11 protein-coding genes are annotated in these 15,577 nt (G+C 53.6%); all 11 read left to right on the top strand.

Annotated elements, in window-relative coordinates; translation table 11 throughout:
• Positions 1-1,203: 1,203 nt before the first annotated feature.
• The 11 genes from DESTI_RS31885 to DESTI_RS12450 all read left to right on the top strand — a co-directional run bounded on the left by DESTI_RS31885 (position 1,204) and on the right by DESTI_RS12450 (position 15,555).
• Complete coding sequence (locus DESTI_RS31885; protein WP_435051217.1) at positions 1,204-2,763, top strand: cyclic nucleotide-binding domain-containing protein; 1,560 nt, start codon at positions 1,204-1,206, stop codon at positions 2,761-2,763.
• Between the two features lie 159 nt (positions 2,764-2,922).
• Entirely contained in the window at positions 2,923-3,426 is a 504-nt protein-coding gene (locus tag DESTI_RS12495) for a hypothetical protein (protein WP_014810326.1), read from the top strand.
• A gap of 22 nt (positions 3,427-3,448) precedes the next feature.
• Positions 3,449-5,989, top strand: coding sequence for an arylsulfatase (locus tag DESTI_RS12490; RefSeq protein ID WP_014810325.1), 2,541 nt, complete (start codon positions 3,449-3,451; stop codon positions 5,987-5,989).
• An 80-nt stretch (positions 5,990-6,069) separates the two neighbouring features.
• Positions 6,070-8,571, top strand: coding sequence for an arylsulfatase (locus DESTI_RS12485; RefSeq protein ID WP_014810324.1), 2,502 nt, complete (start codon positions 6,070-6,072; stop codon positions 8,569-8,571).
• A 23-nt stretch (positions 8,572-8,594) separates the two neighbouring features.
• A complete protein-coding gene (locus tag DESTI_RS12480; protein ID WP_014810323.1) occupies positions 8,595-8,957 on the top strand; it encodes a hypothetical protein in 363 nt (120 codons plus the stop codon).
• Positions 8,958-9,106: 149 nt separating this feature from the next.
• A complete protein-coding gene (locus DESTI_RS12475; RefSeq protein ID WP_169316380.1) occupies positions 9,107-9,514 on the top strand; it encodes a hypothetical protein in 408 nt (135 codons plus the stop codon).
• Between the two features lie 100 nt (positions 9,515-9,614).
• The gene (locus tag DESTI_RS12470; protein WP_014810321.1) at positions 9,615-10,268 is read left to right on the top strand and encodes a MarC family protein; all 654 of its coding nucleotides are present in this window, start codon (positions 9,615-9,617) and stop codon (positions 10,266-10,268) included.
• A gap of 385 nt (positions 10,269-10,653) precedes the next feature.
• Positions 10,654-12,075 (top strand): DUF1254 domain-containing protein, encoded by a 1,422-nt coding sequence (locus tag DESTI_RS12465; protein WP_052316129.1) that lies wholly within the window; start codon positions 10,654-10,656, stop codon positions 12,073-12,075.
• 361 nt (positions 12,076-12,436) lie between these two features.
• On the top strand, positions 12,437-12,850 hold the full coding sequence (locus DESTI_RS12460) for a hypothetical protein (protein WP_014810319.1): 414 nt from the start codon (positions 12,437-12,439) through the stop codon (positions 12,848-12,850).
• Positions 12,798-14,552 (top strand): mechanosensitive ion channel family protein, encoded by a 1,755-nt coding sequence (locus tag DESTI_RS31235; protein WP_014810318.1) that lies wholly within the window; start codon positions 12,798-12,800, stop codon positions 14,550-14,552. The genes DESTI_RS12460 and DESTI_RS31235 overlap by 53 nt, the downstream gene beginning before the upstream one ends.
• A gap of 76 nt (positions 14,553-14,628) precedes the next feature.
• The gene (locus DESTI_RS12450; RefSeq protein WP_014810317.1) at positions 14,629-15,555 is read left to right on the top strand and encodes a YybH family protein; all 927 of its coding nucleotides are present in this window, start codon (positions 14,629-14,631) and stop codon (positions 15,553-15,555) included.
• Positions 15,556-15,577: the final 22 nt, after the last annotated feature.

Below are 15,577 nucleotides of genomic sequence, written 5' to 3'. Positions count from 1 at the left end.
TGATAAATCACAGCGGAGAAAGGCTGGTGTAGCAGACCTGAAAAACGGTCGGAAGTTGAGCTTTTCATCTGAAATGCAATGACATCAGAGGGGTGTATGAAACGTTTCCTGGAAAAAAGTCTCAAAATCTACGAACACGAGATCGCCCGATTCACATGGCTTGCCGTGATCTTCTTTGCGGTATTCTTCGTGACAGCGATCTTCCGCAACTACGTGGATACTGCCTTTCTGAAACGATATGGACCGGACTATATCCCGTGGATGCTCGTCATCAGCGCAGTGCTCACGATGGTGGTTCTCGCTTATGCCGATAGGATAGCAAAACGCTTCTCCGACACGTATCTCATGATCCTCGTCTTTGGAGGGTATGCTGCTGCGGCGACTCTCTGCTGGCTTATGGTCAAGTCCAAGTTGTCCATCGTCTATCCGGCGCTGTATCAACTCATGGGTCTGCTGGATGCCATCCAACTCGTGTACCTCTGGAACATTGCCGGGGATCTGTTCGATGCACGCCAGGGCAAGCGAATCTTTCCGCTAGTGACCGCAGCACAGGTTTTGGGGACCACGGTTGGAAGCTTTTTGACTCGTCCAATCACCTATGGCATCGGCGAAGACGCCGCACTGCTGGTGTTCGCACTGGTCTTTATGCTCGTCGCGATGTTCATGACGATCACGGCCCGGAACATCGTGGGAGAAACAAAACCTGAAGCGGTTGTGACACAGAAAGCGCCGGAAACAAAGCGCCTAAGCGAAATTCCCGGTATCATGAAAGAATTCCCGATAATTCGCTTTTTGATCGTTTGCGGTCTCATACCCAATATCTTGCTGCCCATCTTCTCTTACCAGTTCAGCGTGATTGCCAACAACAATTTCGCGTCGGAACAGAGCCTGATAACGTTCCTCAGCGTGTTCCGCGGCGCAACGACGTCAGTTACATTCGTTATTCTCTTATTCGCAGGACGGTTGTACTCGGCAATGGGATTACCAAACGCATCCCTGGTCCAGCCGGTTAATTTCACCATTGTTTTTGGAGCACTCACAACCTTTTTCAACGTTTACGTCGCAGCGTACGGCCAGTTTACGCTGATCCTTATCCAGCGGGCGATCGCCGGTCCGGTAAACAAGATCCTTTTCAACGTGATTCCGAAAGCCCTGGTGCCATGGAGCCGTACCTTCATCCGAGGCACTCTGCTGAAGGTCGGCATGTTGGCCGGGTCTCTTCTCATGATCCTTCTGAAACCGGTAATGGAGCCTCATGATTTTGCGTACATAGCGGTAGTTCTCGCTGCTTATTGGGGCTTTGAAACCCTGGTCTTTCGTAAGGAGTACAAGCGTATTCTCAAGCAAGTGATCGTCGTCGACAAGATCGATTTCGACCGGGTTGAGGCCGGCAGCGCTTTTGAGGCGGGGGGCGCTCCCATGGGCTTGGAATCCGCTGTAACCGAGATGCTCCCCGGTGAAGAAGCCAGCAAAGAAGAGAAACCTCGGATCTTGGCACCGGAGGTGGCTCTCAGACTCATTGATGACCCAAGCCCACAAGTCCGCACCGAGGCCGCCCTTGCCTTCGCCATCAAACCGGACATGAGGGCTGCGAGAAAACTGATTCGCTGTCTGGAAGGACCCGATGAAGAACTCCGCACAGCCGCAATAGAGGCTTTGATTTCTTATCCTCCCGATATCCTGCCTATTTTAGAAGCGTCATTCCTGCAAGCGAATGTACGTGGCAAACAGGCGATCCTGGAGGTCATCCGATTGTCTTCGAAGATCAACGACTTTGAAATGGCGCATCTTTTCGAAACACTCGTCGAAGAGGCATACGGAAATCTCATAGTTATCCGCATGTTGCACAGGCTGGAACAACGTCACGGGACGCAGATGCTCAAAGAGCATCTTTTGTCTCGAAACGATGAAATCCTCGGACTCCTCTTCTACGCGTTGTGGGTGTATCACGCGGACATGCGGCTCATGTATCAGGCGCTCAAATCCGAAAATGCATCAGTGGCCGTCGAAATGGTCGAGACTTCCATAAGAGGGCAGAATCTTCCATATCTGGTTCCCCTCATCGATGATCTGCCATTGGACGAAAAGATCGAGAAAGGGCGCAAAATGTTCAGTCTCGTGGCCCGCGATTCACCGGAGCGTCTTTTGGCTCTATTGGCCCAGTCGGAGGACAGTCTTACCAGGATGTTGGCTGTGTACGCCGTGGCGGATCTTATGCCGAATCAAGCCTTGATTCCAGTAACGGAATCACGCCTGGAAGACGATGATCCTTTAGTACGCCAGGTTGCGGAATATGCTTCAGCGATAGCTTCGGGAAGGGAGGCACACATGCCGGAAATCATAGACATCATCAACAAACTCAAGACTTTTCCACTTTTTCAAGGCCTGGGTACGCGAGAACTCCATGCCGTTGCTTCCATTACAAAATCGGGCAAACTAGACAAGGGGGAGATTGTTCTCCGGGCTGGTGAGGAGAACCCCTCGATCTACTTGATACTTTCCGGACAGATAACCACATATGAGGATTACGGGACAGCCGACCAGAAGGAGCTCAGGACTGCAGAAGAAAACGGGTATCTCAATTTCGTGCCTATGTTTACTAATTTATCTCCGGCAAATACGTCGGTCGTAACTCAGGATGCGGAAATTCTTGTTCTGCCTCAAAGTCAATTCCATGAGATAATGAGAGTTTATCCTCAAATCGGGCTCAATCTCTTGAAAATGGCTGCTCTCCAGTTCAGACAGATGGGGTTTACTGCGTAGGTAGAAGAATGTCAGTTCTCCGTTGAAGGCTTCAAAGGAGAGATGTGGAGAAAAGAACTGAAACAAATTGGCACCATCATTTATCAATAGATCTATGTAGTCACACATCATGTGTTGCTTGAGTGGCGCAGAGATGCTTACACTTTGGGAGTCCAAAATATGCCGATGCGTGTCTTAACATATATTTCCTTTGCCTTGTTGAGCACATTGGTTTGCGCTCAGGGATTGGCAATCGACAAACCCTTAGCTGAAGGTAACAGAGGAAAAGAGTCTTCTTCGACTCCTGAACGAGTTCAGACTCCGAGAGATTATATAGAATCTCGTTTGGGCGGCAAAATAATCAAGATTGAAAGAGATCCGGATGTAATACAGAGAGCTGTGTTGCTCGTCGACCGAAAAGGCTCTGTTACACGGCATGTGCTTGAAGTCGGTCAGGACACTGCGACGGATTTATGGGACGTGAGGATCGTCACGCCCGATGGTGAATCTATGGGAGTCCCGCAGGTGATAATCATGCCTAGCTCGTTAATCTCTCCATGCTGGTCCCAATGCAAGGGCAAATGTGGTGAGAGTACTGATTGTCGCGTGCGATGCCTATTCGATTGCCTTGTGGCTTCACGATCGGCTACGCATCCTGAATCCAAGGGTGTGCTGGCGCAATAAATGAAATCGGGGGGGGGAAAACATGAACGAAAGAAGACTGTTATCGGCAATTCTAGCGGTTATCATGACATCAATGCTATCAGTCGGACTCTCCACTGCACAGCAAATTACCGGGACGCCCGGCTCGCCCGACGCCACTACGACGATCGACGGCCGGTACTTGCCGTCACCGCCCCAGCCGTTCAGGGGCCGGATCGAGTTGAACGCAGCACAGTCAAAGCCGGCTTGGCCGATGCGGGTGGTGCCCCCAAAGGGTGCGCCGAATATCCTGCTGATCATGACCGACGACTGCGGGTTCAGCGCACCGAGCACCTTTGGAGGTGTGATTCCGACGCCGGCTCTCGATCGCATCGCCAACAACGGCCTGCGCTACACCAATTTCCATTCCACATCGCTGTGCTCCCCCACGCGTGCCGCACTCATCACCGGGCGCAACCACCACTCGGCGGGATTCGGCGTCGTCTCCGAGGGCGCAAGCGGCTTCCCTGGCTATAACAGCTATATTGGCAAGGACAACGCAACGATTGGGCGCATTCTGCTGGACAATGGCTATCGCACCTCCTGGTTCGGCAAGGACCATAATACGCCGGAGTGGACTGCGAGTCAGGCCGGACCGTTCGACCAGTGGCCGACCGGCATGGGCTTCGAGTACTTCTACGGCTTCGTCGGTGGTGACACCAGCCAGTGGCAACCGAACCTTTTCCGCAACACGACGGCGATCTATCCCTACGTGGGCAATCCGAAATGGAACCTGATCACAGCGATGGCCGATGATGCTATCCACTGGTTGAATGAACTCAACGACATCGATCCGTCGATGCCGTTCTTTCTCCACTATGTCCCCGGCGCTACCCACGCTCCGCACCACGCGACGCCGGAGTGGATCAAAAAGATCAGTGACATGCATCTGTTCGACAAGGGTTGGAATGCCCTGCGCGATCAGATCTTTGAAAACCAGAAAAAGCTCGGCGTGATTCCCCAGGATGCCAAGCTGACTCCCTGGCCGGATGACCTCCTGAAGAAGTGGGATTCCCTCACGGCTGAAGAGAAGAAGCTCTTCATCCGCCAGGCCGACGTCTACGCCGCTTATCTAGCGTATACCGACCACGAGATCGGCCGTGTGATTCAGGCGGTGGAGGATCTGGGCAAGCTCGACAACACGTTGATCATCTATATCAGCGGGGACAACGGCTCCAGCGCTGAAGGTTCGCCCAACGGCACTCCCAGCGAAGTGCTCCAATTCAACGGGATAGAGCTGCCGGTTGCCGAGCAGATGAAGTGGTACGACGTTTGGGGTTCCGACCTGACCTACAACCATATGGCGGTCGCATGGACCTGGGCTTTTGACACTCCATTCAAATGGACAAAGCAGATTCCGTCTTTCTTCGGCGGCACGCGCCAGGGCATGGCGATCTCCTGGCCGAAGGCGATCAAGGACAAAGGCGGCATCCGCCACCAGTTCCACCACGTCATCGACATTGTGCCGACTCTTCTGGAAGTGACCGGCATCCCAGCGCCGGTGATGGTGGACGGTGTGGCCCAGAAGCCGATCGAAGGTGTGAGTATGGCCTATACTTTCGACAAGGCCAACGTAAACGCGCCGTCGACACATAAGACGCAGTACTTCGAGATGATGGGGGTGCAGGGCCTGTACAACGACGGCTGGATGCTGAGCGCAGTCCCGATCCGTCCGCCCTGGCAACTGCTTGGATCCGCCATCCTGGACCCGGCCAGCGCGTTCAAGTTCGAGCTGTACGACGTCCGCAACGACTGGACCCAGTTCACCGACGTCGCCGACGCAAATCCGGGTAAGATGCGAGAAATGCGGGACCTGATGTTCGCCGAATTCGCGAAATATCAGGTGCTGCCGCTCGATGCCTCTGTGGCGACCCGTATGGTCACCCCTCGGCCGTCGTTGTCGGCTGGGCGGTCGGTGTTTACGTATTCCGGCAACCCGGTCACCGGAATACCCCGAGGTACGGCTCCGAGCGTTCTGAACACGTCCTACACGATCACCGCTGACATTGAGGTGCCGCAAGGAGGCGCCGAGGGCATGATCGTGACCGACGGCGGCCGATTCGGCGGCTATGGGCTGTATCTCTTGAAGAGCAAGCCGGTGTTCCTGTGGAACCTGCTCGATCTTAAACGAGTCCGCTGGGAAGGTAAGGATGCCCTCACTCCCGGTAGGCACACGCTCGAGTTCGATTTCAAGTACGACGGCCTGGGCTTTGCGACGCTGGCCTTCAACAACGTCAGCGGACTCGGTCGCCCGGGCACGGGAACCTTCAAGGTCGATGGGAAGGTGGTGGCCACCCAAAAACTGGACCACACAGTCCCTTTGACCTTACCGTGGGACGAAACCTTCGACATCGGATCGGATACAGGCACTCCGGTTGCCGACAGCGACTACCAGGTGCCGTTCAAGTTGACGGGCACGATCAACAAGCTGACGATCTCGGTCGAACCGCCTAAGCTCACACCTGAGGACCTGAAGAAGCTGAAGGAAGGTGAAGCCAAGGCAGCCGACGGCGCAGCGAAGCATATGCAGCGCGGACCGAATTAGTTCTGCAAAAGGCCGGCAAGCATAATCAGGTTAGCCTCGCGAGCCCCCTCTACGCGATTGAAAATGAAAGGAGCGTATTCATGTCTGTCTCGCGGAAACACATTCGGAATCTAAGTTTCCACAGACTATTCCTGGCATGCTTAATCTCAGTGCTGTCGGCCTTGCCGGTTGCAGCCGAACAGATCACCGGAGTGCCGGGCTCGCCTAGCGCAACAACGACCATTGATGGTAAGCAATTGCCGCCGACTGATCCGAAATTCGGCGGAGTGATCAAAGAGAAGGCCTCGGAGTCGAAGGCATGGTGGGCGCCACGCGTCGTGCCGCCGAAAGGCGCGCCGAACGTGCTGCTCATCATGACTGACGATAGCGGGTTCGGTGCTCCGAGCACGTTCGGCGGTGTCGTCCCCTCCCCCGCACTGGATCGAATCGCTAAGAGCGGGCTGCGGTACACGAATTTTCACTCGACGTCGCTGTGCTCGCCCACCCGTGCGGCGATCGTCACAGGCCGCAACCATCACGTAGCAGGCTTCGGGGTAGTGGGCGAAATCGCTACGGGATTTCCAGGATACGACTCGATCATCCGCAAGGAGTGCGGAACTATCGGCACCATCCTGAGAGACAACGGTTATGCAACTTCATGGTTCGGCAAGAACCACAACACACCTTTTTATCAGGCAACTCAGGCAGGACCGTTCGATCAGTGGCCGAACGGATTGGGCTTCGAGTATTTCTACGGCTTTGTCGGTGGTGACGCCAGCCAGTGGCAACCGAACCTGTTCCGCAACACGACGGCCATCTATCCTTTTCAGGGTAATCCAGGCTGGAACCTGACCACGGCCATGGCGGACGAGGCAATCCAATACATGAAGGAGCTCAAGGAGATCGCGCCCGACAAGCCGTTTTTTGTCTACTACGTACCGGGCGGCACCCATGCTCCACACCATCCAACCCAGGAATGGATCAAGAAGATCAGCGACATGCACCTCTTCGACCAAGGCTGGAACAAATTGCGCGAGACCATCTTCGCTAACCAGAAGCGCCTGGGTATCATGCCCGAGAACGCCAAGCTAACTCCGTGGCCGAAGGAACTGCCGGAGTGGGATACTCTTAGCTGGGACGAGAAGAAACTCTTTATCAAACAAGCCGATGTCTTCGGAGCCTATCTTGCCTACACGGACCACGAGATCGGCCGCGTCATCCAGGCAGTCGAAGACCTGGGCGAACTCGACAACACTCTGATCGTCTACATCGCCGGTGACAACGGGGCTAGCGCGGAAGGCATGCTCAACGGAACCCCGAACGAGTTCACCACGTTCAATGGCGTCTCAGTGCCGGTCAAGGACCAGTTTCTCTGGTATGAGTTCTGGGGCTCGGAACGCACGTTTCCGCACTTTGCGGCAGGTTGGGCGTGGGCCATGAGCACGCCGTTCAAGTGGATGAAGCAGGTGGCATCGCACTTTGGCGGAACCGCACAAGGCGTGGCCATGTCCTGGCCCGGCCACATTAACGATGTTGGCGGCATTCGCCGCCAGTTCCACCATATAATCGACATCGTGCCGACCATCCTCGAAGCGACAGGCATCCAGGCGCCCGAGACTATCGACGGCATCAAGCAGCGGCCCATCGAAGGCGTGAGCATGGTCTACACCTGGGAAAAGGCCAACGCAAATGCTCCTACCCGGCACACCACACAATACTTCGAGATGCTCGGCAATCGCGCCATCTACCACGACGGCTGGGTGGCGTGCACAACTCCGGTGACGCTCCCATGGGAACTCAGTACCAAGCCGCCCCCAGATGTGATCACCGGATACAACTGGGAACTCTACAACGTCCAGGAGGATCCCACCCAGTTCAACGACATGGCAGCCAAGATGCCCGAGAAGCTCAAACAGATGCAGGCCCTATTCTATCTGGAAGCGCAGAAGTATGACGTGCTGCCGCTCGACAATTCGACGCTCGCTCGCTGGAACACGCCGCGGCCGAACCTCACAGCGGGAAGATCGGTCTTCACGTATTCGGGTACACTGACCGGTGTACCCAACAGTGGTGCTCCGAACATCCTGAATAAATCGTACAGCATTACTGCCGAAGTTGAAATTCCTGAAGGTGGAGCGGAAGGCATGATCGTCACCGATGGCGGACGCTTCGGTGGCTACGGCCTGTTCCTGACCAAGGGCGAGTTTGGATTCGGCCGGGGCAAGGTGGTGTTCTTATACAACCTGCTCGACCTCAAGCGCACGACGTGGGAAGGGCCTGAGTTGAAAGCCGGGAAGCACACTATCGTCTTCGACTTCAAGTCCGATGGTCCGGGCTTGGGCAAGGGAGGCACGGGCGTGTTGTACGTTGACGGTAAGGAGGTGGCCCGGAATTCCATGGAACACACCACCCCGATCACGTTCCCGGAAGACGAAACCTTCGACATCGGTCAGGACACCCGCACCGGGGTCGCGATGCTGGAGTATCGCTACGATGTTCCCTTCAAATTCACAGGGAAGATCAATAAGCTTACGGTTCAGCTCGAACCGGAGCGGCACACCGAAACGGGAGACAAACAAGCCACTGGGACTGTCGCCCGGTAGCGAGACTGAAGTCAGTTCGACGAATGAAAAAACTGCTGACCCTTGCCGCAGTAGCCGAAGCGACCACGGGTTTGGCACTGCTGGTTGTCCCGGCTCTCGTCGGGTGGTTATTGCTCGGCACCGAGCTTACCGGAGCTTCGATTCCGGTAGCTCGTGTGGCCGGCATTGCACTGATTGCTTTAGGTATCGCATGCTTACCGGGATTGGCATTGCTTGGCATGTTGACCTACAGCGCCTTGGTAACGGTCTTTCTCGCCTACATGGGCATCTGTGGAGAATGGGCCGGGCCGCTGTTGTGGCCGGCGGTCCTGGTGCATGCCAATCTGACCGCGCTTCTTCTCATAGGATGGCGAAAAACAGCTCGCAGGAAAGAATCAGGTAGCTAAAGGGTTGGCTGCCCGTATCTGTTCATTCACGAAGACAGGAGAGTCTTTTCATCGGTAAAAAAAAAGCAGCGGCTGGATTCGGATTCGCTTCATTCCATACACTGCCTTAGCAGCAATTCACGATTGCGAGGGTTCGCACTCTTGGGGGCATGATGAGACTGTTGTGTGCTTTGATGACGGTAACTTTCCTTTGTTGCATGGTCGCGGATGCTTATCCGCAAGACTCGGTTATGGGCCAACTGTGCCCTATTCTTCAAGATTTTGTTACATCAGTATCTCTCTTCCTGAACAACGCCACCGAACCGGTAGCGTGGGATCAGTGGGCTCAGATTGACGTGAATTTTAGAATGAAACTTCAGAATTTGGCAAACAGTCTGGCTGAAGACGATTCCCGCGGCAGTGTCGCCATAAATGAGTTGATGGCAACTGCGGAAATCTGGAAAAGACAAATGTTGGCAACCTGGCAGACGCGTGATTTTCAAGACGACCAGGTGCTCTGGAAAGCGTGGGGGATGCTCCAGAATGTTTGCCCCAGCTTGGCGCTTCCTCAATTGTGACATCTCCTGAAGACAGGATTGGATTGGTCACCTGTTCATGCTTTATCGATCCTGGTTCTTTTTCTGGTTGGTGCGATATCATCAAATGTAGAGGTTTCGAATGGAACACGCTGTCACATTATTTGTGGGAACGTTCACTACTTTGCTGGCAATTATTAATCCGTTTGAAGCAATTCCCGTATTCCTCCAGCTCACAGCGGGTCGAGAAGACAGTGTCCGTCTCGAAGTCTCACGCCAATCCTGTTTATATGCAACGCTCTTATTAGTATTCTTTCTGGTGTTCGGAAATCTGGTTTTGTGGATTTTCTCTATCCCGCTGAGCATGGTTCGCATTGTGGGGGGCATTATTCTCATGCGACTCGGTTTCGAGTTGTTCTCTCCCTCTCCAAATGGTGGAATGATACCCGGTTCTGGCGCAGATTCCACCGAAAAGCCACTGGATGTCGCCTTCGTCCCTCTGGCTATGCCAATAATGGTTGGTCCGGGAGCTATTGCTACCGTTCTGGGCATGAGTTCACTGGTAGAACATCCTGGCAGCGGAATTATAGCGTCTGTCGTTCTTGCCATCGTGGCAACTATGTTTGTTACCTATTTATCTCTCTTGTACGCAAGAAAGATCTATAGCTGGATAGGGATCAAAGGGGTGGATGCAGCTACCCGGATAGTAGGCTTTTTCGTGGCTTCCATGGGGATGGGGCTTGTGTTTCATGGGGTTGTGCAGGCCTTACGGCAATACGGTATCGTGCATTTGTAGCTGCCAAAATGAGACTGGCACGAACATCGCTTTTAAAGGTCCGGGGATTTGTACTATTGGCGGCTGTGATTCCTCAACTGGAAGCAGATCGTTGTCTGCAATACCTATGATGCATGAACGCCTTTGTTGAAGTGTTGTCAAACTGGTTACCGGACAGGATGTCCTTCGGAACCAGTCCTTAGGCAAGAAAAGGACTATCGAACGTTCGGCCCGGTGATGACACGTGAACGGTGCTCCGTCTGCTGATTCCGTGAAAAGCTACTTCGGAGTGCTAATCGTCGCAAAATATTCGATTCAAGGAGTAAAGGAATATAAGAACATGAACAAGAATAATATGAGGTTTCGACCGAGAGGCGGTCTCTTCGCGATTATCGCTGTTTCAGCAATGCTACTGTTGCCCATGACCGCCCACGCCGAAAAGATGAAAATAGCAGAGGACGAGGCCCACGCCATCGGTATCGAAGCGTACCTCTACTTCTATTCGTTGGTGACAATGGATATCACCCGGAAGCAATCAACGAACATCGAGCCCGGAAAAGAGTTCGGCAAAGGGCCGATGAACATGTTCGTCAATATTCCGGAGTATCCGCCCGCCACCATGAGGACGGTTGTAAGGCCGAATTTCGATACCCTGTATTCCATCGCGTGGCTGGATCTCACGACGGAACCTGTGGTCGTCTCCGCTCCGGATACGGGTGGACGGTATTACCTGTTGCCGATGCTCGATATGTGGACGGACGTCTTCGCTTCTCCGGGTTGGCGTACGACCGGCACTCAGGCAATAAATTTTCTCGTGGTTCCTTCTTGCTGGCGTCCTGATTTAAGAGATCGGTTCATCGAGGAATTTAAACTCCCCAAAAACACACAACTAATTGATGCTCCAACACCCTATGTGTGGGTCATCGGCCGCACCAAGACTGACGGCCCAAAAGACTATGACGCTGTTCACAAGATCCAGGCAGGCTTCAAAGTCACGCCGCTCTCGCGTTGGGGCAAGACGCCGGAGCCTGTCCCAGTGAAAATCGATCCCACGGTTGACATGAAGACGCCACCGAAAGTTCAGGTGGACACTATGTCTGCGGACAAATTCTTCGCTTACGCCGCCGAGCTGCTGAAAGTCATACCGCCGCACACCACCGATGAGCCGATCGTTGCGCGCATGAAACACATCGGCATCGAAGTGGGGCGGAGCTTCGACTTCACCAAACTCGATCCGTCCGTTCAAAAAGCGCTCGCGACAGTGCCGGAAAGCGCCCAGAAGCTCATGGAATGGAAAATACCCTCGCTCGCTCGCGTCGTCAACGACTGGTCGATGAACACGGATACAATGGGGGTTTATGGCAACTACTATCTCAAGCGCGCCATCGTTTCCCAACTCGGTCTCGGTGCCAACCTGCCCGGAGATGCCATCTATCCTCTGAATCTCGGAGATGAGACAGGCAAGCCTCTTGACGGTGCGAACAATTATACGATTCACTTCGATAAGGGATTATTGCCGCCTGTGAGTGCCTTCTGGTCGATCACTCTTTACGATCAGGAAGGGTTCCAGGTCGCGAACAGCCTGGATCGGTTCGCTGTCAGTAGCTGGATGCCGTTTACTTACAACCCGGACGGTTCTCTTGACCTCTATTTCCAGAATGAAAGTCCCGGCAAAAACAGGGAAGCGAACTGGCTACCGGCACCAAAAGGACCTTTCAACTTGACCATGCGCCTGTATGCGCCGAAACAGGAAGTTCTCGTCGGCAAGTGGAATCCGCCGCCGATCGTTAAGGTGCAGAAACTCCCCAGCGTGACGGGCGGCCAGTAGGCATAGGCGCTAACTTGGTGTCTTTTTGGCCGTTTGTTCCAGAGGAACAACTGACAATAGGCCGGCGATTCATCGCCGGTTAAGGAAAAATACAATGATTCTCGACTCCCGGAGGGGCGGCTGATACTGAATTCCCGGCAATGAATTACCTGGCTATTTTCTTTAGTCCCTGCGGGACAAAGAATTTCAGAAAAGTCAGCGCCAATGTGGTCAGTAGGGACTCGACAGAGGGCGGTCTCAATTACGCTCCTTGTTTCCGCCCTCGCTTAAACGAAAGAGGTAAATCTGTCAATCGACTACATCTCATGATAAGAGGACGGGCACCTCATTGAACTGAGTCTTTCTCAAGAAAGAGATTTCCATGAATTTGGGCGATCGGATCTCCGCAATCAATCAAGAACTGGTCGGCTGGTGTGAGCGTATCATAGCCCTGGCTCTTCTTGTCGGGGTGCTCAGTTTCTTCTTAGCAACACTGAGGATGGCCTTGGATCTTGACTGGAAATCTCTGGCCACTCTGCACGAGATTAGTCAGAGAATTCTCCTGATGACCATAGGTCTCGAGTTGGTGCGGACTCTTATCTCGCACGAGCTGTCTTCACTCATAAATTTGATGTCTTTTGTCATAGCGAGAAGAATGCTCGAACCGCAAATTCTTTTCTGGGAGATTCCACTGGGAGTAGCCGCTTTCGCTGCACTCATGGCTACCAGGAAGTATCTCATGAATGGAGTGCAAAAAACTGCTGGAGCTGAGGACACCGTTGAGAATGGCCAATAATACCACTCCGCTTAGATATGCAAGGAACGCTGCACCGTACAGGATTATGGGGTCATTGCGCTACGGTCTCCAGCTTACGGTACTGTTTCTGTGTTTTTTTTGGACAAACGGAGCCGAAGCAGCCGTGGATCTGCATCCTCTTGCTCCTCCGAACGTTTCCAGCCCGAGAGCCACTCTCAAGACTTTTCTTGACACCATGAACGATGCTACTCAGGCATACAAGGCGGGGCACGAACACAAGGCCGTTGCACTCGCCGAACGAGCGGCTCGATGCCTGAATCTGGAGAAAGAACCACCCGCACTGAGACACGTAATGGGGTTCTATATGACCCTGTATCTCAAGGAGACTCTGGATCGAATTGAAATACCACCCTATGATGAAATTCCTGATGCCAAAGCCGTCCGAACGGAAAAGATGACCAGTTGGACCATCCCTTACACGGAGATCTCCATTGCGCTCGTGAGCGAGGGATCTTCCACCGAACGGTTCCTCTTTTCGAGCGATACGGTCAGAAATGCGGAATCATATTACGAGAAGGTAAAAGACCTGCCATATACGCCTCAGTCCGGAGGCGGAGCGCTCCTGGACCAGCTCAAGGACACGGGCAGTCTGATTGTGCCAAAATCTCTTGTAGAGCGGTTGCCAAACTGGGCTCGAACAGAGATCTTCGGTGAGGCAACGTGGCAATGGATAGGACTTATCATCTATTTTGGGATCGCTGCCGGAACGATTCTGTTGCTATACAAGGGGGGCGGTGGACTCCTCGGCATGTTGGATGAGAAGTTCCAATGGGGCGTGAAGCACTCGGTGGGCGGCCTTATTCTACCTGTAACTCTGATTCTTTTTTCGCACGTCGGCCTCTGGTTTATCATCTACGGATTGCGCTTCCTCAATGCCGACGTCTATATGCCGATAGCATTTGTCTTTTTGCTCATATCCTATGGCGCTCGGATATGGTTGATCGGTGCGGTACTCAATCGAATTGCTGCGATCTTTGTGTTCGTGGGCGGAATTGTACGAGGAGGAGTGGACGATCAACTGGTTCGCCTCGGCTTTCAAGCTCTGTCGGTGATCATTGTCGGCGTGATGATGGTCAATCTGGGTGCCAGATTGGGACTGCCCACGTACTCTCTCATCACGGGACTGGGAATCGGCGGTCTCGCCGTGGCACTGGCAGGTCGTGAAGCGCTGTCCAATGTCATCGGCACAGTGATGATCATTCTGGACCGTCCGTTTAAGTTGGGGGACTACATTGTTCTCGGAGAAGGGGAACGAGGAGAGGTTACCGAAGTGGGCCTCCGGAGCACTCGCATTCGAACACGAGACGACATCCTGATATCGATTCCCAACTCAGTAATAGCTAATGCCAAGATGATCAATGAGAGTGCTCCTGTTCCAGCGTCTCGAATTCGGGTTAAAATCGGAGTAGCCTATGGTTCGGATCTGGCAAAGGTAGAGGAGGTATGGCTGAAGATCGTGCAGCAAAACGAACTTGTCTTGTCTCATCCGGCTCCGAGAATTCGATTTCGGCGTTTCGGTGATTCAGCCCTTGATCTTGAGCTGTTGTGCTGGATCGATCCGCCGGAACTCAGGGGTAGAATAATTCATCAACTAAGCTGGGCCATCCATGAAGAATTCCGGAAACAAGGAATCGAGATTCCTTTTCCGCAGCGGGACATCCATATTCGTACGGACCGGTAGCTTGGCTGTTTGAAAGCTCGCTGCAGAATCCAGTTACTCCGCAGTTAGCGGGCATGTAAGGAAAGGAAGGCGCTGTATGAGAAGTGCAATTCTACTGATGGTACTCGTTGTGAGTATAAGCCCCGCGGCCGGTTTCGCGGCAGAGGGCGAGAAGGGAGCGGACAGGGCCTCACTCTTAGCTCAATCAGAGAGCCTTCTGGCTGCTCGCTCTTCAGCGAAGGAATTCGTCACAGCGTTCAACAGGGGTGACGCCAAAGCTGTCGGCAATCTTTGGACTGCCGATGGGGAATATGTGGACGAAAACGGTCGGGCATTCCGGGGACGAGAGTCTATCGAGAAGGAATATGCCGCATTTTTCGCTCGGCATCCGAATCTGAAGTTGGAGACAACAGTTTCGTCCATGAAGTTCCTGAACGCTCATGCAGCCATTGAGGATGGAACGTCCGTTCTGAGGAAAGCTGACAACTCACCGGTCTCGAGGGCCTCCTATACCGCTTTTCTTCTGAAGGAAGGTGGAAAATGGTTGATGGCAAGCGTCCGCGAATACCCCTTGCCCGTACCGGCAGCACGACCGAACTTCAGGAACCTCGACTGGCTCATCGGAACCTGGACAGCGGCCAAGGACTCCAAGAAGCTGCAATTCGTTTACCGGTGGATTGCCGACAAAAAGTTCATCGAACTCTCATACTCCGCTTGGGACCAAGGATCGCTGCCAACCCGGTCCGGAATTCAGGTGATAGGCATCGATCCTTCTTCAGGCGAAGTGGTTTCCTGGAGCTTCGATTCCAACGGAGGCTACGGTCGAGGGCTTTGGAAGCTCCTCAAGAAAGGGTTGATGGTCGAATCCAGCGGAACACTCCCTGACGGTGCCTCCACTGCTTCCACCGACATCCTGTCCAGGATGGACGACAACAGTATTCGGTGGCAGTCAGTCAACAGAACCGTAGCAGGACAGCGACTAAATGACAGTGAACCCGTTGTGCTGAAAAGGAAGGCTCAATAGCCGGACTCATCGCATCAGGAAC

Origin of the sequence: Desulfomonile tiedjei DSM 6799 (assembly GCF_000266945.1) — a bacterium.
Taxonomy (GTDB): Bacteria; Desulfobacterota; Desulfomonilia; order Desulfomonilales; family Desulfomonilaceae; genus Desulfomonile; species Desulfomonile tiedjei.
This window is presented reverse-complemented; position numbering and strand designations above follow the sequence as displayed.

Excerpts from the sequence above, each read along its gene's own strand:
- DESTI_RS31885 (WP_435051217.1), top strand. The coding sequence starts at position 1,204 with ATGTTGGCCGGGTCTCTTCTCATGATCCTTCTGAAACCGGTAATGGAG.
- DESTI_RS12495 (WP_014810326.1), top strand. The coding sequence starts at position 2,923 with ATGCCGATGCGTGTCTTAACATATATTTCCTTTGCCTTGTTGAGCACA.
- DESTI_RS12490 (WP_014810325.1), top strand. The coding sequence starts at position 3,449 with ATGAACGAAAGAAGACTGTTATCGGCAATTCTAGCGGTTATCATGACA.
- DESTI_RS12485 (WP_014810324.1), top strand. The coding sequence starts at position 6,070 with ATGTCTGTCTCGCGGAAACACATTCGGAATCTAAGTTTCCACAGACTA.
- DESTI_RS12480 (WP_014810323.1), top strand. The coding sequence starts at position 8,595 with ATGAAAAAACTGCTGACCCTTGCCGCAGTAGCCGAAGCGACCACGGGT.
- DESTI_RS12475 (WP_169316380.1), top strand. The coding sequence starts at position 9,107 with ATGATGAGACTGTTGTGTGCTTTGATGACGGTAACTTTCCTTTGTTGC.
- DESTI_RS12470 (WP_014810321.1), top strand. The coding sequence starts at position 9,615 with ATGGAACACGCTGTCACATTATTTGTGGGAACGTTCACTACTTTGCTG.
- DESTI_RS12465 (WP_052316129.1), top strand. The coding sequence starts at position 10,654 with ATGCTACTGTTGCCCATGACCGCCCACGCCGAAAAGATGAAAATAGCA.
- DESTI_RS12460 (WP_014810319.1), top strand. The coding sequence starts at position 12,437 with ATGAATTTGGGCGATCGGATCTCCGCAATCAATCAAGAACTGGTCGGC.
- DESTI_RS31235 (WP_014810318.1), top strand. The coding sequence starts at position 12,798 with ATGGAGTGCAAAAAACTGCTGGAGCTGAGGACACCGTTGAGAATGGCC.
- DESTI_RS12450 (WP_014810317.1), top strand. The coding sequence starts at position 14,629 with ATGAGAAGTGCAATTCTACTGATGGTACTCGTTGTGAGTATAAGCCCC.